Origin of the sequence: Streptomyces noursei (assembly GCF_001646665.1) — a bacterium.
In the GTDB taxonomy this organism is placed as follows: domain Bacteria; phylum Actinomycetota; class Actinomycetes; order Streptomycetales; family Streptomycetaceae; genus Streptomyces; species Streptomyces lavendulocolor.
On record NZ_LWBU01000158.1, the window covers coordinates 226,953 to 248,762 of the forward strand.

The window sequence follows — 21,810 nt, forward strand, 5'->3', positions numbered from 1 at the left end:
GTTCTCACTGGCTCCCCCTCCGGTCCACGGGCCCCGCCCCCGACAGGACTTCCGCGGCCGCCTGCTGATAGCGCAGCACCGCCTGCTCGGCGACCCGCAGGTCGCACGGGGCGCTCCACAGCATCCGGCGTGCCGCGTCGTACCGCTCGATCAGCAGCGGGTCCTCCGCCATGCCGTGCCGGGCGACCTTCGCCTTGTACGCGTCGAGCCGTCCGCGCAGCTCCGCCCGCACCGCGAGCGGCGCGGTGACCGCCGTCAACTGCTCGCGCGCCCGCAGCAGCTCGTCCTCGGCCTCCCGCTCCAGCGCCTCCAGCAGCGGCGACAGCCGGTGCCACTGGGCGTGGCGGCGGTACTCGGCGGCCGTCGCCAGCCGCTCCTGGAGCGCGGTCGGCGGGCCGCTCACCACCGGCACCTCCGACGCGGCGATCTTCGCCAGCACCTCGCCCCGCGCCGCCCGCGCCTCGGCGAGCGTCCGGTCGGCGCGCGAGAGGACGTCCCGCAGCCGCAGCAGGCGCGCCTCCGAGTCCTGCCGTACCTGGAGCACGGCCTCGATCTCGCGGCGCACGTCCTCCAGCGCGCGGGCCGCCCGGTCGTAGCGGTCGGTGTCGGGCCGCCCGCCGCCGGGCGCCGAACTGCCCGCCGCGGGGCGCCAGAACGCCAGCGGGTCGGTCACCACCTGCGCCCGCAGCGACGCCAGCTCGTGCGTGATGGACTCCAGGTCGTCCCCGGCCGGGTGCTCCCCGGGCCGTACGCCCACCGAGTGCGCCAGCGAGCGGGTGCGGTGCAGCTCGGCCGCCAGCAGGTCTATGCGAGCCGGCAGCGCGGACCACACCGCGTCCGCCGTCACCACCACGTCGAGCGAACGCGCGTACAGCTCGTTCATCCGGTCCACCAGCCGCTCCAGGGTGAACCGCTCGGCCAGCTTGGCGGACGTGCCCGACACGGTGACGCTCTCGCCGCGCAGCCGCTCCGTCAGCTCGGCCAGCTCCTCGCGTCCGGGCCACCGGCGCCGGGCGCGCACCTCGCGCGCCTCGCGCAGCGCCGCCGAGTAGGCGTCGAAGTACGTCCACAGCAGGGTGATCGTCCGCTCGGTCTCCGCCCAGCGCTCCTTGGTCGTGCCGGTCAGACCGGCCCCTTCGAGGAGCCGGCGGCCCGCGTGGTCCTGGAGGGCGAGCAGCGAGTCCTCGACCGCCTTGTGCTCCGCCCCGAGCCGCGCCAGCGCACGGTCCACCTCGTCCCGGTCCATCACCGGCCCAGGGGGTCCCGTGACGCCCATCGATCACCTCTCCACTCGTGCAGCTGCGGACAGCAGGTCAGTTGGTGCGGTACTTCGGCGCGGGCGGCCCGGATATGCCGGGCAGGACGGTGCGCAGCCACCGGTCGTACGCCTTCGTCCAGGGGCCCTTGCGGTAGTCGACGAGCACCTGGTTGACCCGCCGCACCAGGTCGTCGTTGCCGAGCTTCGCGGCGACGCCGTAGTACTCGGTCGTGAACGGCCTGCCCTTCAGGGTCACGGCCGGGTCCTGCGCCGCCTGGCCGGCGGCCAGCGCGTTGTCCGTCACCACCGCGTCGACCTCGCCCATCTGGAGCCGCACCAGGCAGTCCAGCTGGTTGGGCACGGTGTGGACGTCCTCGTCCTGCGGGGAGTCCTCGTGCCGGTCGCGGAAGACGGCGCCGAACGACTGCCTCTCCAGCGCCTCGTACGCGGTGGAGCCCTCGGCCGAGCAGACCCGCTTGCCCTTCAGCGACGAGTCGTACCCCGTCACCGGGGAGTCCTCCGGCGCGAGGACCTGCTGCCCGGCCTGGAAGTAGGCGGTGGAGAAGGCGACCTGCCGGATGCGCTTGCAGTTGATGGTCATCGTCCGCACGACCAGGTCGACCGTGCCGTTCTCCAGGGCGGCGATCCGCTGGTTGGTGGGGATGGCGCGGAAGACGACGGCGTCCGGGCTGCCGAGGAGGTCCTGGGCGATCGCCCGGGCGAGGTCGATGTCGAACCCCTCCAGCCGGCCGGTCGCCGGGTCCCGGTAACCCCACCGGTAGCTGTTCTGGTCCACGCCGACGATCAGCTTGCCGCGCGCCTTGATGGCCGCGACGGCCGGCCCGTCGGCGGTGGACGGCGGGAGGGACGCCTCCGGGTCGCGGCACGTGTCGGCCTTCGCGGGCAGCACGCTGCCCGCGCCGGAGACCCGGGCGGGCCCGATGTCGCCGCGCGACAGCGGTACCAGGGTCAGCGCGGCGGTCAGGCCGCAGGCCACGGCCATCGCCGCGACCCCGCCCCAGCCCCGCAGCCGCCCGGCACCCCGGCGCCCCCCGCGCGTACGCCCGCCCGCGCCCGCGCCGAGTGCCGTGCCGGCGCCGCCACGTCCGTACGCATCCGCATCCGCATCCGCGCCCTGCGTGCGCGCACGCGTGCCGGGAGCCGCGTGAGCCGCGGGGGCGTGAGCCGCGGGGCGGCCGGGGCGGGGCGCGGCCGGTCCCGGGGCGGCGGGGCGGCGGGCCGGGCCGGTGGGGGACGCGCCGGGCGTCCCGCACCCGTCGTGGGCCGGCCCCGGCGCGGTGCCGTTGTCGTCGTCCTTCATCGTGCCTCCCCTCCCTCTCACCGGTACTCCGACAGCCTGCGGTTGATGCCCATGATGGCCCCGGCGGCCCCCAGCACGGCCAGGACGGCGGCCCCGGCCGGGAGGCCCGACAGCGCGCCGCGCCCGTCCTCGGCGGCCCGGGTGAACTCGCCCTGCTCGTGGGCGAGGGCCTTGTCCAGCGCCGCGTCGACCTCGTCGAAGGACTCCCCGGTGGAGCCCTTCGCACCGATCACCTTGGCCAGCGCGCCCTCGTAGTCGCCGCCGTCGTCCGTCGCACGGGCGTCCTTGTGCCGCTCCTGCCACTCGGCCACCCGCCGTGCGGCGTCCGCGACCGGAGCGCTGCCCGCGCCGTCGTCGGCGAGCCTCCTCGCCTCGGCCAGCGCGCCGACCAGCCGGCCCATGCCCGTGCCGTAGTCGGTCTCGTACTTGTCGCTCCGGCCGTCGGCGGTCAGCACCGCGCCGCGCGCGACCAGCGTCAGGTTCTCGTTGGCCCGGGCCTTCAGCGAGTTGATCCGCGCCTCGTTCAGCACCTCCAGCGAGTCCTGGCCGTGCGACCTCGCCTCGTGCAGCTCCGTCCGCGCCAGGGTGTGCCCGGCCGCCAGCCACAGCAGCACCACCACGGACGCGGCCGTGGCGGCCAGCAGGCCGTGGTTGAACACCCGGTTCGTGCGCAGGTACGTACGGCGCTGCGCCCACAGCAGGGCGGCGAGCGCCACCACCCCGGCGGCGAGCGACAGGACCGGCCACCTCCGGGCGTCCCGGTCGTCCCGGCCGAGCCGCGCGGTCTCCGCCTCGTACAGCCGCTCGGCGGCGGGCAGCAGCCGGGTGCTCATCTGCTGGTTGGCGTACCGCAGATAGGCGCCGCCCAGCGGCAGGCCCTGCCGGTTGGCCGCGCGGGCGCGCTCCACCAGGCCGGTGTAGCGCGGCAGGTACTCGTTGAGGGTGGTGATGTCCCGTGCGGACGGGGAGGACCCGTCCGTGTTCGCCGCCGCCTTGACGATCAGCCGGGACGCGGTGGTGATGTCCTCCTCGTACCGGTCGCGCACCCCGGCGGGTTCCCGCGCGCCGGCCAGGAAGCCGCCCGCCGCCGCCGTGTCGGCGTCCGCGAGCGAGCGGTAGATGTCGGCCGCGTCCGCGCTCAGCGGCTGGCTGCGGCTCACCACGTCGTCGGCGGCCGACGCCCGGTCGGCGACCTCGTACGCGGTGACCGCCCCGAACGCCACCACCAGCGCCGCCAGCACGGCGCCGAGGATCCGCAGCCGCCCCGGCTCGGTCGTCGTCGCCGCGCGCAGCCGGGCCGCCCCCTCGGCCCACGCGCCCCGCCCGGCGGGCGGCCCGGCCGGAGGCGGCGGTGGCGGTGGTGGCACGGCGGGCGCGCCCGGCGCGGGCGGTGCCCCCGGCACGGCCGGCGCATCCGGTGCGTAAGTCACGTGACCTCCCCCTCGGTCGCTCACCGCAGTATGGCGTCAGGGGCCGTCGTTCACACCGGGCTTGACTCGATCTTGTTGCTATCGTGCCCGCCGCCCCGCCGCACCACCCCTCGCTCTCCCCACTCTCTATACGTCACCCCGACCCCGTCGGTTCCCCGTCAGGGCCGCCGCGCGTAGTGCGCCCGCAGCCGGTCCCGGGCCTTTGCCGGAGCCCCCAGGCGGTCCAGCCCCAGCAGCGCCGCGCCCAGCACCGGCGGCTCGGCCACCACGTGGACGCGGGCCCTCGGCGCCTTGACGGCCAGCAGTTCGGTGATCCGCCCGTTCAGCCGCGGGTGCCGGGCCGCCAGGACGCTGCCCCCGAGGAGCACCGGGACCTCCGCGTCCAGCAGCCCCAGCCGGTCCAGGGCGACCGTCGCCATCGCCACCACCTCGTCGGCCTGCCGGTCCACCAGCGCCCGCGCGACCGGGTCGCCCGCGGCGCCCACCGCGAACAGCACCGGCGTCAGCTCGTGCCGCCGCCCGGCCGGAATCCGCCCCAGGTGCAGCGCCTCGACGAGCGCGTACACCGAGGCCAGGCCGAAGTGCTCCGGCAGGGCCCGGGCCAGGGCCGTCGGCTCGCCGCGGCCGTCCTCCGCGCGCGCCGCCCACCACATGGCCTCCTCGGCGAGCCCCGAACCCCCGCCCCAGTCGCCGGAGATCCGGCCGATCGACGGGAAGCGGGCGGTCCGCCCGTCGGGCAGCATGCCCACGCAGTTGATGCCCGCGCCGCAGACGACGGCGACCCCGCGCGGCTCGTCGACACCCGCCCGCAGGATCGCGAACGTGTCGTTGCGCACCTCGGCGGTCCGCCCCCACGCGCGCGCGTGCAGGGCGGCGGCCAACTCCGCCTCCTCCGCGGGGAAGTCGGCGTTGGCCAGGCACGCCGACACGTGCCGTACCCGGCCGATCGGCACCGGCGCCGAGTCGAGCGCCGCCCGGACGGTGTCCCCGAGCACGTCCAGCGCCGCATCGGCACCCGTCAGCGGGGGCTGGAACCCCGGCCCGCGCGACGCGGCGAGGACCGCGCCGTCCTCGCCGACGAACGCCACGTCCGACTTGCTGTTGCCCGCGTCGATCGCGAGGACGGCGGCCGTCACGCCCACGGCAGGTGCTCCCGGTTGTGGGCGATCAACCGGTCGGTCAGCCCCTCGGCGAGCGCGTACTGGCCGACCAGCGGATGCGCCAGCAGGGCCTTGAACACCCGGTCCCGCCCGCCGCGCAGCGCCGCGTCCAGCGCCAGGTCCTCGTACGCCGTGACGGCCGCGACGAGCCCCGCGAACAGCGGATCGAGCTCCGGCACGGCCAGCGGCGAGGCACCGGAGGGGTCCACCGCGGCCTGCGCCTCGATCACCGCGTCGTCCGGCAGGAACGGCAGCGTCCCGGCGTTGTACGTGTTGACCACCTGCGTCGCCGGCCCGCCACCGCCCAGCAGGGCCGCCGCCAGGTCCACCGCCGCCTCCGAGTAGAAGGCGCCGCCCCGCTTCGCGAGCAGCTCCGGCTTCTCGTCCAGCGCCGGGTCGCCGTACATCGCCAGCAGCTCCCGCTCCATCGCGGCCACCTCGGCGGCCCGCGAGGGCTTCGTGCCCAGCTCGCGGACGACCTCGTCGTGCGCGTAGAAGTACCGCAGGTAGTACGAGGGGACGACGCCCAGCCGGTCGAGGAGGGCCCGCGGCAGCCGCAGGTCGGCGGCGAGGGCGTCGCCGTGCTCGGCGAGCAGCCGCGGCAGGACGTCCGCCCCCTCCGGCCCGCCGAGCCGCACCCCGCGCTCCCACGTCAGGTGGTTGAGCCCGACGTGGTCCAGGTGCACCGCGCCCGGTTCGGCGTCCAGCAGCCGAGCGAACCTCCGCTGGAACCCGATGGCCACGTTGCACAGCCCCACGGCACGGTGGCCGGCCCGGAGCAGGGCGCGGGTCACGATCCCCACCGGGTTGGTGAAGTCGATGATCCAGGCGCGCGGGTTGGACCGCCGCACCCGCTCGGCGATGTCCAGCACCACCGGCACCGTGCGCAGCGCCTTGGCGAGCCCGCCCGCGCCGGTGGTCTCCTGCCCGACGCAGCCGCACTCCAGCGGCCAGGTCTCGTCGCGCTGCCGGGCGGCCTGCCCGCCGACGCGCAGCTGGAGCAGGACGGCGTCGGCGCCGTCGACCCCCGCGTCCAGGTCGGAGGTGGTCGTGACGAGCCCGTCATGGCCCTGCTTGGCGAGGATCCGCCGGGCCAGCCCGCCGACCAGCTCCAGCCGGTCGGCGGCCGGGTCGACGAGGACCAGTTCGGCGACGGGGAGGGTGTCGCGCAGCCGCGCGAACCCGTCGATCAGCTCGGGGGTGTACGTGGAGCCGCCCCCGATCACCGCAAGTTTCATGCCCATACCGTTCTAACCCTTCACTCCGGTCAGCGTGACGCCCTCGACGAACGCCCGCTGGGCGAGGAAGAAGACGAGGATCACGGGGGCCATGACCAGCACGGTCGCGGCCATCGTCAGGTTCCAGTCGGTGTGGTGCGCCCCCTTGAAGGACTCCAGGCCGTAACTGAGGGTCCAGGCGGCCGGGTTCTCCGACGCGTAGATCTGCGGCCCGAAGTAGTCGTTCCACGCGTAGAAGAACTGGAACAGGGCCACGGCGGCGATGCCCGGCCGGGCCATGGGCAGGACCACCCGCAGGAGCGTGCGCAGCTCGCCGCAGCCGTCGACCCGCGCGGCGTCCAGGTACTCGCCGGGGATGGTGAGCAGGAACTGCCGCAGCAGGAAGACGGAGAACGCGTCGCCGAACGCCATCGGGACGATCAGCGGCCACAGCGAGCCCGACAGGTCCAGCTGCTTCGCCCAGAACAGGTACATCGGGATGATCACCACCTGCGGCGGCAGCATCATCATCGAGACGACCAGCATCAGCGCGAGGCGACGGCCCCGGAAGCGGAACTTCGCGAGCGCGTAGGCGACGGGGACCGACGACAGGACGGTCAGCAGGGTGCCGAGCCCGGCGTACAGGAGGGTGTTGCGCCACCAGGTCAGGAAACCGGGGGTGTTCCACACCCGCGCGTAGTTGCCCCACTCCCAGGTGTCGGGGGTGAGGTCGCGGGTGAGGGCCTGCTGGTCGCTCATGAGCGAGGTGAGGAGGAGGAAGACGAACGGCAGCACGAAGAACAGCGCCGCCGCGACGCCCAGCGCGTGCACGGCGATCCAGTGCAGCACCGCCCCGCGGCGGGCCGTGCGCGCGGCGGGCGTGGCCTTCGGGAGGGCCCGGGGAGCGTACGTCATGGTGGTCAGTCACCCGCCTGGAGGAGGCCGCCGCGCCGCCGCATCAGCAGTGCGGTGAACGCCATGGAGAGGGCGAACAGCACCAGCGCGACGACGCAGGCCGATCCGTAGTCGAAGCGCTGGAAGCCGAGGTTGTGCACGAGCTGCGGCAGCGTCAGCGTCGACTTCTCCGGGTATCCCGGCTCGAACTGCTGGCCGCTGTTGCCGATGACGCCCGAGGCGACCTTCCCGGCGACCAGGGGCTGCGTGTAGTACTGCATCGTCTGGATGACCCCGGTGACGACGGCGAAGAGCACGATCGGGGAGATGTTGGGCAGGGTCACGTGGCGGAAGCGCTGCCGGGCCGACGCCCCGTCCAGCTCGGCCGCCTCGTACTGCTCCTTCGGCACGTCGAGCAGGGCGGCCATGAAGATGACCATCAGGTCGCCGACGCCCCACACCGCGAGCACGGTCAGCGCGGGCTTGGACCAGGCCGGGTCGTTGAACCAGCCGGGGGCCGGCAGGCCCAGGTCGGCGAGGATCGCGTTGACCGGGCCCGTACCCGGGTTGAGCAGGAAGACGAAGCCGAGGGTGGCCGCGACCGGAGGGGCGAGACAGGGCAGGTAGAACAGGGTCCGGAAGACCCCCGCCCCCGTCTTGATCCTGGTGACCAGCAGCCCCACGCCCAGTCCGAAGACGACCCGGCAGGTGACCATGACGGCCACCAGCCACAGGGTGTTCGCCATCGACGGCCAGAAGGCCGGGTAGTCGGCGAGGACGTAACGCCAGTTCTCCAGACCGTTGAAGACGGGCGCCCGGAACCCGTCGTAGTCCATGAACGAGAAGTACACGGCCGACACCAGCGGGTAGGCGAAGAAGACGCCGGAGCCGACCAGCCAGGGGGAGAGAAAGGCGACGGTCCTGAGCGCGCCGCGGGTGCGCTTCGCGCGGAGCGTGCGGACCGTCACTTCGCCTTCTCGATGTCCGTGTCGATCTGCTCCGCCGTCCTGCGCAGCCCGGCCTTCAGGTCGGGCACCTTCCCCGCCTCGTGCAGGTAGCCGAACTCCTGGAGGGTGACCTGGTAGGCGCCGCCGTTGACCGACGCGGGGGTGGTGTTGGACTTCGGGTGCCGGGCGATGTCCAGGAACGTCCGGAAGCGGGGGTCGAGCTTCAGCTTCGGAGAGGCGAGGGCGGCGTGCGTGGAGGGCACGTTGCGCAGCTCGTTGGCGAGGCCGACGACCGCGTCGGTGTCGGTGGTCAGGTACTTCACCAGTTCCCAGGCGGCGTTCTGCTTCCGGCTGGTGGAGGCGATGCCCACGATGGTGCCGGAGAGGTACCCCTTGCCGTGGTCGCCGGCCTGCTCGTCGGGGACGGGCAGCGGAGCGACGCCGACCTCGAAGGGCACCTTGGCGTCGGTGGCCATGCCGAGCCGCCACTCGCCGTCGAGCTGCATGGCCACCTGCCCGGTGTGGAAGGGGTGCTTGGCACCCCACTCGTCACCGAAGGTGTTGCGGTACCTCTCCAGCTTCGCGAAGCCGCCCAGCTTGTCGACCAGGTTCTTCTGCCAGGTGAACATGGCGGCGAAGGCCGGGTCCGTGGCGATGCCCGACCTGCCGTCCTTGTCGAAGTACGTCGGGCTCCACTGGGCGACGAGGTGGCCCGGGGTGCTTTCGTAGCCGTGGAAGGTGGGCATGAAGCCGAGCTGCTCGTACGAGTCGCCCTTCGGCTTCGTCAGCTTCACGGCGGCCTCGTCGAACTCGCTCCAGGTCTTCGGCGGCGCCGTGATGCCCGCCTTCCGGAAGGCGTCCTTGTTGTAGTACAGCCCGTACGCGTCGCCGAGCAGCGGCAGTGCGCAGCGCCTGCCCTCGAACCGGGTGTAGTCCAGGCGCGGCTTCGCGAAGGTCTTCTCCAGGTCGATGCCCGACTTCTCGATGAACGGCGCGAGATCGGCGAACGCCCCGGAGGAGCAGAACTTGCCCACGTTGTCGGTGGTGAACGACGACACCACGTCGGGAGCGTGGGAGCCGCCGGCCCGGAGCGCCTGCTGGATCTTGTCGTCGGTGACGTTCGGGACGGCCTTCACCGTGACGTTGGGGTGGGCGGCCTCGAACCGCTCGATGCCGGCGTCGACCGCCTTCACCTCGGCGGGCGCCGACCAGCCGTGCCAGAAGGTCAGGGTGACCCGGGCGTTCGGGTCGTCGCTCGCGGCCGATCCGGCCGATCCGGTGCAGGCGGAGGTGAGCAGGGCTATGACGGCGGCCGAGGCGAGCGCCCCGGCGGCTGTGCGGTTCATGGCGGTGTCTCCCTGGTTCGTTCTCGGCGCGGTGCTGTGAGGGCGGTGCTGTGAGGCGGTGCTCGGGGAGGGGGTTCGGGGTGCTTCGGGTGCTCGGCTCATGGACGGGGCTCCGGGAGGGAGCGGCGGTGTTCGGGGTGCTCCGGCGGGCTCGGGGAGATGGCCCGGGGACGGTGCCGAGGCGCCGGGCGCGGTCCGCGGCGGGTGCGGGTCAGCGCGAGGTGTCGAAGACCTCGTCGCGGGTGGCGGCCAGCGCGCTCTCCAGCGCGCCGCGCAGCACGGAGTGCCGCTGTACGCCGCCGATGACGAGCCTCGGCCGGGACGCGGCCAGCTCGCCCAGCTCGGCCGCCACGCGTGCGCGCAGCGCCTCCCCGCCGGCGACGATCACCTCGCCGGACAGCACCACCAGCTCGGGGTCGAGGACGGCGACCAGCGACGCGAGGCCGGTGGCGAGGCCGGTCGCGTAGGAGTCGAGGAGCCCGGCGTACGGGCCGGTGCCGCCGTCCCCCGCCTCCTGCGCCGCCCGCCGGACGAGGGCGGCGGCGACCTCGGCGTGCTGCCCCCGCGGGAGGTCCTCGACGCCGTGCTCGCGCGCCAGCCGGGCCAGCACCTGGGCGCCCGCCAGCTCCTGGAAGCCGCCGCTGTTGGCCCGGGTGACCCGGCGCACCAGCGGCGCTCCCGGCACGGGCAGGAAGCCGACCTCGCCGGCGCCGCCGGTGAACCCGCGGTGCAGTCGTCCGCCGAGCACGAGCGCGGCGCCCAGCCCCTCCTCGTTCCACAGCAGGACGAAGTCGTCGTGCCCCCGGGCCGCCCCGAGCCGCTGCTCGGCCACCGCCACCAGGTTCACGTCGTTCTCGTACTCGACCGGCATCGGCAGGGCCGCCGCCAGCTCGTCCAGCAGCGTGGGGGAGTGCCAGCCCGGCAGGTGGGACGCGTACCGCAGCCGCCCGGTCGACGGGTCGAACGCCCCGGGGGTGCCGATCACCAGCCGGTGCACCTCGCCCCGGGTGATCCCGGCCGCCTTCACGGCCCCGTCCAGCGCGTCGGTCACCTGCCGTACGACGTCGCCCGCGGCCTTCTTCGGGGTCGGCAGCTCGAACTCGCCGGCCACCGCCCCGGTCACGTCGGCGACAGCCGCGCGGATGCGCCGGGGGTTCACGTCGAGCCCGGCGGCGTGGGCGGCGCGCGGGTTGACGGCGTACAACTGCGCGTTCGGCCCCGGACGCCCCTCGGTGACCCCGGTCGCCACGACGAGCCCGGCGGCCTCCAGGCGGGCGAGCAGCTGCGAGGCGGTCGGCTTGGACAGGCCGGTCAGCTTCCCGATCCGGGTCCGCGACAGCGGCCCGTGCTCCAGCAGCAGGGCGAGCGCGGCCCGGTCGTTCATGGCCCGCAGGACGCGGGGCGTGCCGGGGGTGTTCCCGGAGGTCGCGGTCACGAGAGGGTGCACCTGCCAACTGTTGGGAAACCTTACTTTCGCGGTGGGCAGACGCTACGGCGGGCGTCAGGTACCCGTCAAGACCTTCTCCGGCCACGACGAAGGGCGCCCCCGCCGGTGTCGGCGGGGGCGCCCTTCGGCCACCGGTGCTACTTCGTCAGGTTCGGCGGCGGGTTCAGCGGGGTCGCCGCGACCGACTGCGGCGACGTGGTCGAGGCGAAGGCCGACGGGGGCGCCATGGACGCCGTCGGGTCCGCGGGGCCGTCCTCGGCCGGGACCGCGGGAAGGCCGCCCACGATGCGGATGCCGACCTCGTCGAAGGCCCGCTTGATGCGCCAGCGCAGCTCGCGCTCGACCCCCAGGGACTTGCCCGGCATCGTCTTGGCGGCGAGCCGGACCGTCATGGAGTCCAGCAGCACCTCGGTGAGACCCAGCACCTCGACCGGCCCCCAGAGGCGCTCGTTCCAGGGCTCCTCCTTGGCGAGGTTCTCGCCCACCTCGCTGATCACCGTGCTGACCCGGTCCAGGTCCTCGGTCGGGCGGACCGTCACGTCGACCGTCGCCGTCGACCAGCCCTGGCTCAGGTTGCCTATCCGCTTGATCTCGCCGTTGCGGACGTACCAGATCTCACCGTTGTCGCCGCGCAGCTTCGTCACGCGCAGCCCCACCTCGATCACCTCGCCCGAGGCGACCCCCGCGTCCACCGAGTCACCGACCCCGTACTGGTCCTCCAGGATCATGAAGACACCGGAGAGGAAGTCCGTGACGAGGTTCCGGGCACCGAAACCGATCGCCACACCGGCGACACCGGCCGACGCCAGCAGCGGCGCCAGATTCACGTTGAACGCGCCGAGGATCATCAGGCCGGCGGTGCCCATGATCAGGAACGAGGCGACCGAGCGCAGCACCGAGCCGATGGCCTCGGAGCGCTGCCGGCGCCGCTCGGCGTTGACCAGCAGACCGCCCAGGGCGGACCCCTCGACCGCCTGGGCACTGCGGTTCATGCGTTCGATGAGCTTGGTCAGGGCACGGCGGACCAGGTGCCGCAGCACCACGGCCACCACCAGGATCAGCAGGATGCGCAGACCGGTGCTCAGCCAGGTGGACCAGTTCTGCTCGACCCAGCCGGCGGCCTCGCCGGCCTGCTTCGCGGCTTCGTCGAGCGTCACCGGCGCGGGTGTGGGGTCGGCAGCCGGAACGGCGGACCAGAGCACGGCGGGAACCTCCAGGATGGACAAGCGGACCAATTACATTTAACGGCTCATCGAGGGTGGTTCGTTGCCATGTTCGAGGGAGAGGTGCGTCTCACCTGGGGATGATCGGGGTGTGGTCGAAAACACTTCGGGCCCGTTACCGGTACGTGGTGGCGCTTCGACCTGGCATGAGGAGAGACTGAGAGCAGATCGTCCCGGCGCGAGCCACGCGCCGCCGGCGTTATAGGAGGCATCCGTGCCGCATGTCCTGGTCCTCAACGCGTCGTACGAGCCCCTCGGCGTCGTACCGCTCCGCCGCGCGCTCGTCCTCGTCCTCGAGAACAAGGCCATCTGCCTCGAGGAATCCGGCGCCTTCATGCACAGCGCGACCCGTGCCATGGCGGCCCCCAGTGTGGTCCGCCTCAAGCGGTTCGTACGGGTCCCCTACCGGGGGCCCGTTCCTCTGACCCGCAAAGCCCTGTTCGCCCGCGACGGCGGGCGCTGCATGTACTGCGGTGGCGTCGCAACCAGCGTCGACCACGTCGTGCCGCGCAGCCGCGGCGGACAGCACGCCTGGGAGAACGTCGTGGCGGCCTGCCGCCGCTGCAACCACGTCAAGGCCGACCGGCACCTGCGGGAACTGGGCTGGCGGCTCCACCAGCAGCCCGCCCCGCCGACCGGCCTGGCCTGGCGGATCATCGGCACTGGCCACCGCGACCCGCGCTGGCTGCCCTACCTCCAGCCGTACGGCGCCGACGACGCCATGGCCCGCATCGACAGAGTGTCCTAGGACCCGGTTCGGCTCCGGGGCGCCGGGGGGCGTGTGCCGGCGGTCGATCGTGTTCGGCCCCCTCGTGCCTCGGGGGCCTGCGCGCGTTCTCCCTCCCGGCACCCGCGGCGCCCCTCCGCCACGCCGGTCAGGTTCGGCTCCGGGGCGCCGGGGGGGCGTGTGCCGGCGGTCGATCGTGCTCGGCCCCCTCGTGCCTCGGGGGCCTGCGCGCGTTCTCCCTCCCGGCACCCGCGGCGCCCCTCCGCCTCACTCGCCGGGGGTGGCCCCCGGGGTGGCTCCGGGCGTCCTGGCGGGGGGCGGGGCCGTGACCGCGTAGGCCTCGACCGAGAACAGCGAGTAGCCGTACTCGGTCGCCCGCGCGTCGCCCTGGACGCGGACGAAGCGGGTGTCCGGGGCGTCCATGCGGATCGCCTCCCGGCCCCCCTTCCCGTCCCGCACGGTCGCCGCCGTGCGCCACACGCGGCCGTCGGCCGACACCTGGACCCGGTACTTCGCCGCGTGGGCGTCCTGCCAGTGCAGCACCACCTGACCCAGCCGGACCGGCCGCGGCAGCTCCAGCTGCCACCAGGCGCCGTCCTCCGCCGGGGAGGACCAGCGCGTCTCCGGGTCGCCGTCGACCGCCGCCGAGGCGGGGAAGTCGGCGGTCTCGTCGCCCGACGAGGACGCCGTCGCCGTCCGGGCCAGGTCGGGGCCGCCGGTCGCCGGGTAGGCGCGGACCGTCAAGGTGCGCTCCTGGCCCGCGAAGGACAGCGGCACCCGGTAGTCGCCCGACGGGGTGCCCGCCGGAACGGTGATGTCGACCGGCACCGTGGCCGCCGTGCCGCGCGGGACGGTGGTCCGCTTCGGCACGGTGACCTTCAGGCCCTTGGGCGCCTTCGCCGTGAGCGCGCCCTGCACCTCACCGGGCCGCTGCGCCGCCAGCACCGCGTTCACCCGGCGCGGGGCGCCGCCGATCACCGCGTCCGTCTCCGCGTGCGGCAGGTCCAGGCGGGCCTGCGGCTCGTCCGCGAACCAGGGGACCAGGGCCCGGACGCCGGGGGACCGGCCGGTCCAGCTGATCCGGACGGCGTCCGCCGTCACCCCCCGCGCCGCCGCCTGCGTCCAGCCGCTGCCCGACAGGGTGCCCAGCGGGCGCCACCCCTGACCGGGCACATGGGCCTCCACGGAGCCGCTCCCGGCGTGCGCCCCGCCCGGCACCGTCATCGCCGTGACCGTGTCCAGCGGCCGGGCCCGGTCCAGACGCACGGTGTACGCCCCGTTCTCCCGGCCCACCGTGCCCGCGTCGCGCGACGCGCCCGTCCACCGTGCACCCTCCTCGACCGCCCGCTTCAGGAACGGGTCCAGCACCCCCTCGCCGACCGTGACCGGGCTCGCCGCGAGCTCTCCCCGCAGCCGCTCCAGCTCCAGCGAGGCACGCCAGGCGCCCGCCCCGTCACCGCGCGCCTGCGCCTGCAGCATGTCGACCGCCGCCTCGCCCGCGCCGCCGTACCGCGCCAGCTGCTCCAGCCAGGGCCGCACCTCGTCGTCCAGCAGGCCGCCGGCCGTGCCGGCCAGCCGCTCGGGCGCCTCCCGCATCACGCCGAACGCCGCCCGCAGCCGGCCCGCCGCCCGGTCCCGGGCCGCCGCGTCGGCGGTCGTGCTCGCCCGGGCACGCCAGAACTCGGCCAGCAGCGGCCGCAGGTACGCCGACTCGGTGCGCAGCAGGATCGAGGAGGCGTCGTTCCCGGCCAGGGCGTGCAGCGCCGCCCGGGCCGCCGGGTCGCCGCCCGCCAGGTCGTCCAGCGCGGCGTGCCAGGACTCCCCGGGGCGGTAGCCCTTCGGGTTCCAGGCGTAGTCGGCGGCGGTGAAGACCGGGATGCGGGACGCGGTCGCCTGCTCCATCGCGTTCGCCAGCAGCGCGGCGGAACCGGCGGCGACGGCCGGCTCGCGGCCCATGTACGGCCCCAGGAAGACGCGGTCCTGGGCGTAGTCGTTGACCGGGTAGTTGTCCATGGTGACCAGCGGGTGGTCGAACACGTCGCGGGCGCCCGCCAGTTCGCGGCCGGTGATCGTCCGGGGCACCACGCCGACCCCCGTCCACGCCACCTGCACGCGGTCGTCCAGCTCCGCGGCGAGCGCCGTGCGGTACTCGGTGGCGCCGTCCTGGTAGTACTCGGTCGGCATCAGCGACAGGGGCTGCGCGTCCGGGTACCGGTCCGCCAGGTGCCGCGCCAGATCCGAGGCCACGCGCGCGTGGGCCCGCGCCGCCGAGGCGGGGCCGGAACCGAAGGTGTCGGCGTCCCGCGAGCAGTGCCACTCGTCGTACGAGGCGTCCTGGAACTGCACCTGGAACGCCCGCACCCCGAGCGCGTACATGGCGTCGACCTTGCGCCTGAGCGCCGTCATGTCGTCCTGCGAGGCCAGGCACATCGACTGGGCGGGCGCCACGGCCCAGGCCAGCGTCACGTGGTTGCGCCGCGCCCGGTCGGCCAGCTCCCGGAACTCGGCCCGCTGCGCGGCCGGGTAGGGCTCGCGCCACTGCGCCTGCCGGTAGGGGTCGTCGCCGGGCGCGTAGAGGTACCGGTTCTGCTTGGTGCGGCCCATGAAGTCGAGCTGGGCCAGCCGCTGCGCGTGGCTCCAGGGGCGGCCGTAGAAACCTTCCGTCATGCCGCGCACGGCCGTCCCCGGCCAGTCCCGCACCAGGACCCCGGGCACCGTCCGGTCGGCGGCTATGAGCTGGCGCAGCGTCTGCACGGCGTGGAAGAGGCCGTCCCCGCCGACGCCGTCCACGGCGACCGTGTCCCGGCCCTCGTACCGGCCGGTGGCGATCCGGTAGCCGCCCGCCGGGAGGTCGCCCCGCTCGGGCGCCCGCAGCGCCCGCAGGGCGTGCTGCGCCCCGGCGCCGCCCAGCAGCACGACGGGCCCGCGCCCGTCCGGCCCGGTGTACACCGTGCGCACGCCCGCCTCGCGCAGGACGCCCTCCAGCGCCGCCACGGCGTACGGGTCGGCGCCCCCTTCCGTGAGGATCGTCACCTCGTCGCCGAGGGGCACCGCGGCACCGCCCGCCCGGAGGGACTGCGGGCGCGGCCACACCGGCGGCACGGCGGCCCCGCCCTGCCCGGGCGCGGTCGTGGTGGGGGAGCCGGGGCCGCCGGGCGCGGCCAGCGCACCGGGGGCGCCGCCCAGGAGGCCACCGATCACGGCGACGGCGACGGCCGTCGCGGTCCGCTTTCCGCGGCCGAAGCGCCCGAACTGCACGCGCGTCTCCCCTCGTCTTTCGTTGTTCTGCGAGTAGCTTTGCCGGTGGCCGGAGCAATGGCTGAACCGGTCGGTTTCGAGCCCACCACCGACTCGCCGAAGGTGTCAATGTGCGTGGCCGTTGTGTCGTATTTGCCTACCGGGTCACGGGGGGCGGTCCAACTCCCGTGACACGAAGGCGATGTGACCGGCGCCACGTTCCGCGGATGTGTCGCCGCCCGCTGGGTAGGGCTGCTGTGTCCCACTGTCACCTTCACAGGGAGGCCACCGTGGCCGCTTCCGCCCAGCTCCTGCTCTCCGCCCTCTCCAAACAGGTCCCGGGTCCCGCACCCGTCACCGACCCGCCGGCCACCGGGCACGGCCCCGGCTTCTGCCCCCTGACCGGCCTGCCCGCCGCGGGCGCCCCGCTCACCAGCGAGCCGCCGCTCGCCGACGCCACCCCCCTGACCAGCGAACCCGCGCTGACCGACTTCACCCCCCTGACCAGCGAGCCGACCGCGCACCGCACGGCCGGCGGACCGGAGTCCCCAGGAGCCTGAATGACCCTTGCCCGGCTCGCCGCGCTGCACGGTGTCGCCACCGCGTACTCCCCGTCCGCGGGCGTCACCGTCCCGGTCTCCGACGCCACGGTGGTGGAGGTCCTCGCCGCCCTGGACGTCGACGCCGCCACGCCGGAGGCGCTGCGCGCGTCCCTCGCCGCCACCGAGGCGGCCAGGGACGCGCGGCTGCTCCCGCCGACGCTGGTCCTGTGGCAGGACGACCCGGACGACGGGGCGCAGCCGCCCGGCCGCCCGCCGGGGCTGCCGCGCCCGCTGACCTCGCTCCCGCCGGGCACCGACGTGCGGATCACGACCGAGCACGGCGACGAGATCTCCGGTACGCCCCGCTGGGAGCGGCTCCCGGTGGGCGTCCACCGGCTCGACGTCCGGGCCCGTGACGGGCGCACCGGGCGGAGCACGCTGATCGTCGCCCCCGCGCGCGTACCGCAGCCTCCCGGGCGCGGGTACGGCGTGCTGGTCCAGCTGTACTCGCTGCTGTCGGGCCGGTCCTGGGGCATGGGCGACCTGGGCGACCTGCGGGAACTGGCCGCCTGGGCGGGCCGCGACCTGGGGGCCGGGTTCGTCCAGGTCAACCCGCTGCACGCGGCCGTGCCGGGCACGCCCACCGACCCGTCCCCCTACCGCCCCTCCTCCCGGCGCTTCCCCGACCCGGTCCACCTGCGGATCGAGGACGTCCCCGAGTACGCGTACGCGGCCGGGGAGGACCGCGCCGAGCTGGACGCGCTCACCGGGCGCGCGGCGGAGCTGCGCGAAGGGGTGCTGCGCAAGGGCGAGCTGATCGACCGGGACGCGGTGTGGGTGCTGAAGCGACAGGCCCTGGAGGTGCTGCGGCGCGTCCCGCTCGGGCCCGGCCGGCAGGCCGCCCTGCGGGAGTTCCGCGCCGGACAGGGCCAGGCCCTGCTGGACCACGCCACCTGGTGCGCGTTCACCGAGCGGTACGGCGCCGACCGGCGGCAGTGGCCCGAGGGCCTGCGCGACCCGCGCTCGGCCGCCACCGCGCGGGAGCGCGACGAGCTGGCCGACCGCGTCGACTTCCACTGCCGCCTCGCCTGGCTCACCGACGAGCAGCTGGGCGCCGCCGCGCGGGCCGCCCGGGAGGCCGGAATGCCGGTCGGGATCGTCCACGACCTGGCGGTCGGCGTGCACCCGGACGGCGCCGACGCGTGGGCGCAGGCGGACGCGTTCGCCCCCGGCATGTCGGTGGGCGCCCCGCCGGACGCGTTCAACGCCCACGGCCAGGACTGGGGCCTGCCGCCCTGGCGCCCCGACGCGCTGGCCGCCTCCGGCTACGCCCCCTACCGGGACCTGCTGCGCGGCCTGCTGCGGCACGCGGGCGCGCTGCGCATCGACCACGTCATGGGGCTGTTCCGGCTGTGGTGGGTGCCCGCGGGGCGCCGGCCCACGGAGGGGACGTACATCCGCTACGACGCCGAGGCCATGCTCGCCGTCCTCGTCCTGGAGGCCCACCGCGCGGGCGCCGTCGTGATCGGCGAGGACCTCGGCACGGTCGAACCGGGCGTACGGGAGTCGCTCCAGCGGCGCGGTGTCCTCGGCACGTCGGTGCTCTGGTTCGAGCGGGACTGGGAGGGCACGCGGCGGCCGCTGGCGCCCGGCACGTGGCGGGCGGACTGCGTGGCGACCGCCACGACGCACGACCTGCCGTCCACCGCGGCCCGGCTCACCGGCGAGCACGTCGAGCTGCGCCACCGGCTCGGGCTGCTCGCCCGCCCCCTGGAGGAGGAGCGGGCGGAGGACGCCGAGGAGGTCGCCGAGTGGCTGGCGTACCTGCGCGGGCTGGGACTGCTGGAGGAGGGGCCGCGCGACGAGGAGGCCGAGATCCGCGCGGTCTACCGGTTCCTGCGCCGCACCCCCGCCCGGATGGCCGGGGTGTGGCTGCCGGACGCGGTGGGCGACCGCCGCCCGCAGAACCTGCCCGGCACCTGGGACCAGTACCCGAACTGGCGGCTGCCCGTGGCCGACGCCGAGGGCAGGCCCGTCACCCTGGAGGAGCTGGCCGTCTCGCCGCGCCTGCACGCCCTGATGGAGGTGCTGCGGCCGTCGACGGCACCCCCGGGCGCGCGGGGTCTTTAGGCGTTCGCTACGTTTGCACCGTGGACAAGAAGAACGCCCTGCGCGCCGGCGCCGTCGCGGCCGGTACGACGCTGATGATGCTGCTCATGTCGTCCCCCGCGCTCGCGCTCACCCGCGACGACGGTGACGACCCGGGTTCCGGCCTGAGCCTGGCCGAGACCCTCGGTCTGTACGTCGCCGCCCCGATCGTGCTCTTCGCCGTGATCGCGGGCCTCGTGATGGTGCTGGACAAGTCCAAGAAGGTCTGACCCGCGGGCCGGCGGGCGGGACCTCCTGAGAGGTCCGTCCGCCTCCGGGGGCGCCCCGGAGGACACCGCCGGCTCACGCCCCTGCCCGGGTGGTACCCCGTACCGTCCGGGCCTTCGGCGTTCTCCGGGGCCGCCCCGCCGTCAGGCGCCGGTCGCCGTCATCAGCTTGCGCAGCAGGCCGCTCAGCAGCTCCGCCTCCTCGTCGTCCAGGGCGGACTCCAGGGCCTCCCGCTGGACCGCGAGCCCGGCCGCCACGGCCTCGTCCACCAGCTCGCGGCCGCGGTCGCTGAGCGTCACCCGCAGGGCGCGCCGGTCGTGCGGATCGGGGCTGCGGGAGAGGAGCCCCGCCCGCTCCAGCTTGTCCAGCCGGCCGGTCATCCCGCCGGTCGTCAGCATCAGCGTCGCGGACAGCTCCCGCGGCGACAGCGTGTACGGCTCGCCCGACCGCCGCAGGGTCCCCAGGACGTCGAACTCGCCGCGCGCGATGCCGAAGCGCGCGTACGCCTTGTCCATGCGGGCGCCGATGGCGCTGCTGAGCCGGTAGATCCGCCCGAAGACGGCCATCGGCACGGTCTCCAGGTCGGGGCGGACGAGCGCCCACTGGGCGGTGATCGCGTCGACGGGGTCCTGGGGCGCGGGTGTCGCGGAGGTCATGGACGCAGTCTGGAGCCGGTTTCCCTCGTTCGCAAGAAAGTTGCTTGACGCTAAGTAGCTTAGCGCTAAGCTACTTAGTGCCGAGCTACTGAAGGGGGACGTCCGATGTCCCGGAAAGCCGCCGTCATAGGGCTCACCGCCCTCGCGCCGATCTCCTGGGGGTCGACCTACGCGGTCACCACCGAGTTCCTCCCGCCCGACCGACCGCTGTTCACCGGCCTGATGCGCGCCCTGCCCGCCGGGCTGGCGCTGCTGGCGCTCACCCGGACGCTGCCGCACGGCACATGGTGGTGGCGTGCGGCGGTGCTCGGGGCGCTCAACATCGGAGCGTTCTTCCCCCTGCTGTTCCTGGCCGCCTACCGCCTGCCGGGCGGGGTCGCCGCCGTCGTCGGCTCCGCCGGGCCGCTCTTCGTCGTCGGCCTCGCCGCGCTGGTGCTCGGCGAGCGGCCGACCGTGCGCGCCCTGCTCGCCGCCGTCGCCGCCGCCCTCGGCGTCAGCCTCGTCGTCCTCCGGGCGGGTGCGGCGTTCGATGCCGTGGGGGTGGCCGCCGGGCTCGCCTCGGCCGCGTCCATGTCGGCGGGCACGGTGCTCACCAAGCGCTGGGGGCGGCCGCGAGGAGTGGGCCCGCTGGCGATGGTGGGCTGGCAGCTCACCGCGGGCGGGCTGCTGATCGCACCGGTCGCCTTCCTGGTGGAGGGCGCGCCGCCGGCCCTCGACGGGCGGGGCGCCGCCGGCTACGCCTACCTCGCCCTCGCCAACACCGCCGTGTCGTACTGGCTCTGGCTGCGCGGCATCGAACGGTTGCCCGCCACCTCCGTCACGCTCCTCGGGCCGCTCTCGCCGATCACCGCGGCCGTCATCGGGTGGCTGGCGCTGGGGGAGGCGCTGGGGCCCGTGCAGCTGGCCGGGATGGCCATCGCCTTCGGGGCGACGCTCGCCGGGCAGTGGACGCCCCACCGAACGTTCAGCTCAGCTGAAGAAAACAGTCAGAAAGTTTCGATGGACCTGACGGATCGAGCGCTGCGACGGTAGTCCCCGTGACCGAGCCCCGCGAGGGGGAGAGAGGCGGGGGAGACCGTGGCAGTCCTGGACCGGACCGGTGTCGGCGGAGCGGGGAGCGCGAGCGGCGCGGGGGTCCGGCTCGCCGGCCCCGGCCTCCTCCTCGCGGCCCTCGCGACGGTCGTCTGGTCGGGCAGCTTCGTGACCTCCCGCGCCCTGCACGACTCCGTGCCGCCGGTCCAGGCCGCCTTCTGGCGCTGGATCGTCGCGATCCTCGCCGTCGCCCCCTTCGCCGGCCGCGCGGCCTGGCGCCGGCGCCGCCTGATCCGGCGCCACGCGGGCTTCGTCACCCTCGCCGCCCTGCTCGGGGTGACCCTCTACAACACCCTCGTCAACCAGGCCGGTCTCACCACCTCCGCCGGCACCATGGGCATGGTCATGGCCGCCTCCCCCGTCCTGATGGCGGTGTACGAACGGCTCGGCGGCGCCCACCTCGGCGCGCGCCGCGTCACGGGCATGCTGATCGCCTGCACCGGTGTCCTCCTCCTGGTCGGCAATGGGTCCCCGGTGCCGGACCCGGCGCCCGGCGACCTGTGGATCGTCGCCGCCGCCGTCTGCTTCGCCTCCTACAGCGCCCTGCTGAGGCGGCGGCCCGCCGCGCTCGGCGGACCGGCCTTCCTCCTCGCCACCTTCGTGGCCGGCGCGCTGATGCTCCTGCCGGCGTACGCGGTGAGCCTCGTCCTCCAGGGCGGGTTCGAGCCCACGGCAGGGACGGGAGGCCCCCTGGTGTACGTCGGCGTCTTCTCCTCCGCCGTCGCCTTCTTCGCCTGGAACAAGGCCGTCGCGCTGATCGGCGCGGCCCGCGCGGGGGTCGTCTACCATCTCCAGCCGGTGTGCGTGGCGCTGCTGGCCGGCGCACTGCTCGGCGAGGAGACGGGGCCGGCGCGGATCCTGTCCATGGCGCTGGTCCTGGGCGGCGTGGTCCTCGGGACGGCCCGGGCCGGCCGCGGGGGCGGCCGCGGGTAGGTTG

18 protein-coding genes are annotated in these 21,810 nt (G+C 74.9%); 6 read left to right on the forward strand and 12 right to left on the reverse strand.

Going from position 1 to position 21,810, the window contains the following annotated elements:
- Positions 1 to 4: 4 nt before the first annotated feature.
- The 10 genes from A4V12_RS13100 to A4V12_RS13145 all read right to left on the reverse strand — a co-directional run bounded on the left by A4V12_RS13100 (position 5) and on the right by A4V12_RS13145 (position 12,246).
- Positions 5 to 1,276 carry a hypothetical protein gene (locus A4V12_RS13100; RefSeq protein WP_064069476.1) on the reverse strand — a complete coding sequence of 424 codons (1,272 nt, stop codon included), beginning with the start codon at positions 1,274 to 1,276 and terminating at the stop codon, positions 5 to 7.
- 37 nt (positions 1,277 to 1,313) lie between these two features.
- A complete protein-coding gene (locus tag A4V12_RS13105) occupies positions 1,314 to 2,261 on the reverse strand; it encodes a glutamate ABC transporter substrate-binding protein (protein ID WP_107415396.1) in 948 nt (315 codons plus the stop codon).
- Between the two features lie 335 nt (positions 2,262 to 2,596).
- The gene (locus tag A4V12_RS13110; protein ID WP_423563093.1) at positions 2,597 to 4,009 is read right to left on the reverse strand and encodes a hypothetical protein; all 1,413 of its coding nucleotides are present in this window, start codon (positions 4,007 to 4,009) and stop codon (positions 2,597 to 2,599) included.
- 158 nt (positions 4,010 to 4,167) lie between these two features.
- On the reverse strand, positions 4,168 to 5,151 hold the full coding sequence (locus tag A4V12_RS13115) for an N-acetylglucosamine kinase (protein ID WP_064069477.1): 984 nt from the start codon (positions 5,149 to 5,151) through the stop codon (positions 4,168 to 4,170).
- Positions 5,142 to 6,407, reverse strand: coding sequence for a 6-phospho-beta-glucosidase (locus A4V12_RS13120; protein ID WP_064069594.1), 1,266 nt, complete (start codon positions 6,405 to 6,407; stop codon positions 5,142 to 5,144). The genes A4V12_RS13115 and A4V12_RS13120 overlap by 10 nt, the downstream gene beginning before the upstream one ends.
- A 12-nt stretch (positions 6,408 to 6,419) precedes the next feature.
- Complete coding sequence (locus A4V12_RS13125) at positions 6,420 to 7,301, reverse strand: carbohydrate ABC transporter permease (protein WP_064069478.1); 882 nt, start codon at positions 7,299 to 7,301, stop codon at positions 6,420 to 6,422.
- Between the two features lie 5 nt (positions 7,302 to 7,306).
- Entirely contained in the window at positions 7,307 to 8,248 is a 942-nt protein-coding gene (locus tag A4V12_RS13130) for a carbohydrate ABC transporter permease (protein ID WP_064069479.1), read from the reverse strand.
- Positions 8,245 to 9,573: an ABC transporter substrate-binding protein gene (locus A4V12_RS13135; protein ID WP_064069480.1), complete on the reverse strand. Its 1,329-nt coding sequence runs from the start codon at positions 9,571 to 9,573 to the stop codon at positions 8,245 to 8,247. Before A4V12_RS13135 ends, A4V12_RS13130 begins: the two co-directional genes overlap by 4 nt.
- A 211-nt stretch (positions 9,574 to 9,784) precedes the next feature.
- Positions 9,785 to 10,957 carry an ROK family transcriptional regulator gene (locus tag A4V12_RS13140; protein ID WP_064069595.1) on the reverse strand — a complete coding sequence of 391 codons (1,173 nt, stop codon included), beginning with the start codon at positions 10,955 to 10,957 and terminating at the stop codon, positions 9,785 to 9,787.
- A 200-nt stretch (positions 10,958 to 11,157) separates the two neighbouring features.
- Complete coding sequence (locus tag A4V12_RS13145) at positions 11,158 to 12,246, reverse strand: mechanosensitive ion channel family protein (protein WP_423550903.1); 1,089 nt, start codon at positions 12,244 to 12,246, stop codon at positions 11,158 to 11,160.
- A 211-nt stretch (positions 12,247 to 12,457) separates the two neighbouring features.
- Here A4V12_RS13145 and A4V12_RS13150 point away from each other — a divergent pair, with 211 nt between their 5' ends.
- Entirely contained in the window at positions 12,458 to 12,991 is a 534-nt protein-coding gene (locus A4V12_RS13150; RefSeq protein ID WP_064069481.1) for an HNH endonuclease, read from the forward strand.
- 246 nt (positions 12,992 to 13,237) lie between these two features.
- Here A4V12_RS13150 and A4V12_RS13155 read toward each other — a convergent pair whose 3' ends face one another.
- Positions 13,238 to 16,228, reverse strand: a complete 2,991-nt coding sequence (locus A4V12_RS13155; RefSeq protein WP_064069482.1) for a beta-N-acetylglucosaminidase domain-containing protein — start codon at positions 16,226 to 16,228, stop codon at positions 13,238 to 13,240.
- Positions 16,229 to 16,497: 269 nt separating this feature from the next.
- On the opposite strand from A4V12_RS13155, the gene A4V12_RS13160 reads away from it, so the two are divergent.
- Genes A4V12_RS13160 through A4V12_RS13170 form a run of 3 tightly spaced genes read left to right on the forward strand, consistent with a single transcriptional unit; the run spans position 16,498 to position 19,127 of the window.
- A complete protein-coding gene (locus tag A4V12_RS13160) occupies positions 16,498 to 16,767 on the forward strand; it encodes a hypothetical protein (protein ID WP_064069483.1) in 270 nt (89 codons plus the stop codon).
- Positions 16,768 to 18,879: a 4-alpha-glucanotransferase gene (malQ, locus tag A4V12_RS13165; protein WP_064069484.1), complete on the forward strand. Its 2,112-nt coding sequence runs from the start codon at positions 16,768 to 16,770 to the stop codon at positions 18,877 to 18,879.
- Between the two features lie 20 nt (positions 18,880 to 18,899).
- Positions 18,900 to 19,127, forward strand: coding sequence for a hypothetical protein (locus A4V12_RS13170; RefSeq protein ID WP_064069485.1), 228 nt, complete (start codon positions 18,900 to 18,902; stop codon positions 19,125 to 19,127).
- A gap of 141 nt (positions 19,128 to 19,268) precedes the next feature.
- On the opposite strand, the gene A4V12_RS13175 is transcribed toward A4V12_RS13170, so the two are convergent.
- The gene (locus tag A4V12_RS13175) at positions 19,269 to 19,781 is read right to left on the reverse strand and encodes a MarR family winged helix-turn-helix transcriptional regulator (RefSeq protein ID WP_064069486.1); all 513 of its coding nucleotides are present in this window, start codon (positions 19,779 to 19,781) and stop codon (positions 19,269 to 19,271) included.
- Between the two features lie 105 nt (positions 19,782 to 19,886).
- Here A4V12_RS13175 and A4V12_RS13180 point away from each other — a divergent pair, with 105 nt between their 5' ends.
- The gene (locus A4V12_RS13180) at positions 19,887 to 20,813 is read left to right on the forward strand and encodes an EamA family transporter (protein ID WP_064069487.1); all 927 of its coding nucleotides are present in this window, start codon (positions 19,887 to 19,889) and stop codon (positions 20,811 to 20,813) included.
- A 54-nt stretch (positions 20,814 to 20,867) separates the two neighbouring features.
- Positions 20,868 to 21,806, forward strand: a complete 939-nt coding sequence (locus tag A4V12_RS13185) for a DMT family transporter (protein WP_064069597.1) — start codon at positions 20,868 to 20,870, stop codon at positions 21,804 to 21,806.
- Positions 21,807 to 21,810 lie beyond the last annotated feature (4 nt).